Annotated in this window: 3 protein-coding genes; 2 read left to right on the forward strand and 1 reads right to left on the reverse strand. The window is 74.2% G+C overall.

Annotated elements, in window-relative coordinates:
• Window positions 1-327 precede the first annotated feature (327 nt).
• Together AC13HU_RS33865 and AC13HU_RS33870 are read left to right on the forward strand one after the other, a co-directional pair.
• Window positions 328-1,602: an alpha-L-fucosidase gene (locus AC13HU_RS33865; protein ID WP_483045820.1), complete on the forward strand. Its 1,275-nt coding sequence runs from the start codon at window positions 328-330 to the stop codon at window positions 1,600-1,602.
• 256 nt (window positions 1,603-1,858) lie between these two features.
• Window positions 1,859-3,046 carry an ROK family transcriptional regulator gene (locus AC13HU_RS33870; RefSeq protein ID WP_483045821.1) on the forward strand — a complete coding sequence of 396 codons (1,188 nt, stop codon included), beginning with the start codon at window positions 1,859-1,861 and terminating at the stop codon, window positions 3,044-3,046.
• Window positions 3,047-3,104: 58 nt separating this feature from the next.
• Here AC13HU_RS33870 and AC13HU_RS33875 read toward each other — a convergent pair.
• The coding region (locus AC13HU_RS33875; RefSeq protein WP_483045822.1) for an iron chelate uptake ABC transporter family permease subunit at window positions 3,105-3,787 on the reverse strand (683 nt) is incomplete at its 5' end.

Consider the following 3,787-nt stretch of genomic DNA (forward strand, 5'->3'; position numbering starts at 1 on the left):
CGGCGGGGGACTGCCGGTGGTCGAGCGGGTGGAGCGGGACGCCATCGGAGAGCGCTCTCCGAACGGCTGGCCCTGATGGTCGTCGCTCGGTTTCCGAAGTGTCAAGGGGTCGGCGGAGAATGGGGCGCGACATGGGGCGTACGGGCCCGGGGGCGTTCTCCCGGCGGCTGCGGGGACCGCCCGGTATCGATTTCGCGCCGCTCTCTCGCCGGCTTCGTGTCGCCTTCGTGTCGCCTTCGCGCCGGCGGGGATTGATCGGCGGCGCCGGCGGACTTAGGGTCGAGGTCGTCTGGTTATACATCCGATGTATTGGAGTGGTTGCGGCTCATGCCCATGCAGCCCTGGTTCCCCGACGCCAAGCTCGGCATCTTCGTGCACTACGGCGTCTACGCGGTCGACGGCGTCCCCGAGTCGTGGGCGTTCTACGACGGCCGGGTCAGCCGCGAGCAGTACATGGGCCAGCTCGGCGGGTTCACCGCGGCCCGGTACGAACCGGACTCCTGGGCGCGGCTGTTCGCCCGGGCGGGAGCCCGGTACGCGGTGCTCACCGCCCGTCATCACGACGGCGTCGCGCTGTGGGACACCGAGCAGCAGGGTCTGTCCGTGGCCCGCGACACCCCGGCCGGCCGCGATCTGATCGGCGGATACGCCGAAGCGCTGCGCGCGCACGGTCTGCGGGTCGGGCTCTACTACTCGCACTCGGACTGGTCGCACCCGGACTACCCGACCGTCCGCCATCTGTCGCCGCCGGCCGAGATCCCGGTCAACGACAACCGCTTCAGCGCCCCGGAGCCGGGTGCGGAGGATCCCGCCGCATGGCGCCGCTATCTGGCCTACCGAAACGCGCAGGTAAGGGAGTTGACCACCCGCTACCGCCCCGACCTGCTGTGGTTCGACGGCGAGTGGGAGCGGTCCGCCGAGCAGTGGGGCATCGACGCGCTCGCCGACGAGATTCTCGCGGTCACCCCGGACGTCGTGCTCAACTCCCGCATGCTGCACCGCGGTGACTACGCCACGCCCGAGCAGGGCGTCCCGCTGCAAGCTCCGGACGGCCCTTGGGAGTTGTGCCTGACGGTCAACGACTCCTGGGGCTACCAGCCGCACGACCGCCGCCACAAGTCGGTCGGCCAGCTCGTCCGCTACCTCGCCGAGACGGTCGGCGCCGGCGGCAACCTGCTGCTCGACGTCGGCCCGCGCGAGGACGGCACGATCACGCCCGAGCAGATCGCCCGCCTGGAGGGCCTGGGCGACTGGACCGCCCGGCACGCGGACGCGGTGTACGGCACCGTGGCCGGACTGCCGCCAGGCCACCACTACGGCCCCAGCACCCTGTCCGCCGACCGCCGGACGCTCTACCTGACCTGCTTCGACCCGCCGCGCGAGACCGTGTCGGTGCGCGGTCTGCGCAACGCGGTGCGCCGGGTCACCGTGCTGGGCACCGGGACCGAGGTCGGCCACAATGTCACCGGCGGGCTGCACGACGTGCCCGGCGTGCTGTGGATCGACGCCCCCGCACCGGGCGACGTGGACCCGTACGCGACCGTGCTGGCAGTGGAGTTGGACGGGGAACTGGACCTGTACCGCGGCGCCGGCCGGGACTGAGCCGCGGTCCGTCGCCCCCCGCCCGCCGCCGCTCCGCCTCTCACCGGGTCCCGGCGGCCGGCCCGCCCGCGCGGCCGGCCCGTCGGGGCGAGGCATCGGATGTCTGCCGGGCCCTGGGCGCTGAAGTGTCCGCGGGCCGTGAGCCGTCGAGCCGGGGGAGAGCGCCCACCGGCGTACCGGGAGAGCGCTTCCCTGCTGATGGTGGCCGACCCCCGGTCTGGCACGATGTGCCGGGTACGGCGACAGGGGGAGCCCGGTGAAGCGCGACGTGGGGCGGACGACGAGAGATCTACGCCGGCACAACCGTACGTCCGTCCTGACCAGGCTCTACCTGCACGGCCCGGCCAGCCGGTTCGACCTGGCGCGGGACACCGGGCTCAGTGCGGCGACGGTGGGCAACGTGGTCACCGACCTGGTCGGCGACGGCCTGGTGGCGGAGGCCGGGCTGCTGGACTCCGACGGTGGCCGTCCGCGCGCACTGCTGGCGGTCGAGCCGGGATACGCGCAGGTAGTCGGCGTGGACATCGGCGAGACGCATGTCCAGGTCGGCCTTTTCGACTGGACCCTCGACACGCTGGCGACCGCCACCCACCCGCTGGACGGGGGCCGCTGCGACCCCGCGTTGCTCGCCGAGTCGGTGCTCGCGGGCATCGGGGAGGTCACCGCCGAGGCCGGGGTCGACCCGGCCGGACTGCTCGGTGTCGGCGTCGGCGTGCCCGGCGCCGTGCTGCCCGGCGGGTTCGTGCACGCGCCGACCTTCGGCTGGTCGGGCGTGCCCTTCGGCGGCCTGCTCGGGCCGCGCATCGCCGCGCCGCTGCACCTGGACAACTGTGCCCGCACCCTCGGCCAGGCCGAGATGTGGCGCGGCGCGGGCCGGGGCGCCGAGCGCGCGATCGTCGTGCTGCTCGCGGTCGGCGTCGGCGCCGCGGTCGCGACGGGCTCGCCCGGTGGCGTCACCAGCGCGACCAGCGAGTGGGGCCACACCGTGGTGGAGAAGGACGGCGCGGCCTGCCGGTGCGGGTCACGCGGCTGCCTGGAGGCGTACGTCGGCGCCGAGGCGATTCTCGCGCACTACGAACAGCAGCCCGGGGCAACGGAGTTGGGTGGAGGCGGCATCGAGCAGCGGCTGGCCTCGCTGGTCGCCGCCGCCCGCACGCCCGGTGCCGCCGCCGACACGGTGCGCCGGGCCGCGGAGTACCTCGGCGTGGGCATCGCCAACCTGGTGCACCTGCTCGGCCCGGACCGGGTGATCCTCTCCGGTTGGGTGGGCGCGGCGATGGGCCCCGCGATACTGCCCGCGGTACGCGAGGTGATGGACCGTCACGTGCTCGGCTACATGGCCGGCGGGACCGTGCTCGCACTCGGCCGGCTCGGCCAGGAGGCGGTCGCCCTCGGCGCGGCCACCCTCCCGGTGCACGAACTCCTCACCGCCGGCGGGAGTTGATCCCCGCCCCGCCCTCCATTTGCCGGCCGGTCTTCGGCAACCGGACCCGTACGCGCCGCTACCGCCGGGTCCGTACGAGCAGGCGGACGAAGTACGGCGTGCCGACGATGGCCGTCATGAGCCCGGCGCCGAGCTGGGCCGGCGCGATGACGGTACGGCCCAGCAGGTCCGCGGCGCAGACGAGCGTGGCGCCCAGCATCATGGCGACCGGGACGACCCGCACATGCCGCCGGCCGACCAGGGCGCGGGCCGCGTGCGGCGCCACGAGCCCGACGAAGCCGATCGTTCCCGCGGCGGCGGTCGCGGTGGCGCTCAGCAGCACGCCGACCGCGAGGAAGCCGAACCGCGAGTGCGCGAGCCGTAGCCCGAGCAGTCGGGGCGTGTCCTCGTCGAGTGCCACCAGGTCGAGTTCCCGGCGCCTGACGACCGCGTAGACGGTGCCGGTGACGAGCACGGCCGCGACCGGCGCCAGGTCGGGGCCGGTGCGCCCGTAGGTCGAACCGGACAGCCAGGTCAGGGCCTTGGTGGCGTCGAACGGGTCGGTGAGCACGATGACCAGGCTGATGAGCGCGGTGGTGGCGGCGGACACGCCGACGCCGACCAGGACGAGCCGGTTCTGCTGGAAACCGCCGCGCGCGGCGAGCCCGAAGACGATCACGGCGGCGGCCGAGGACCCGGCGAACGCCGCGCCGGCGATGCTCCACGCGCCGGCCGCCGGCACCGAGGTGACCAGCAGTACGG

This window comes from Streptomyces sp. NH27 (assembly GCF_056859195.1).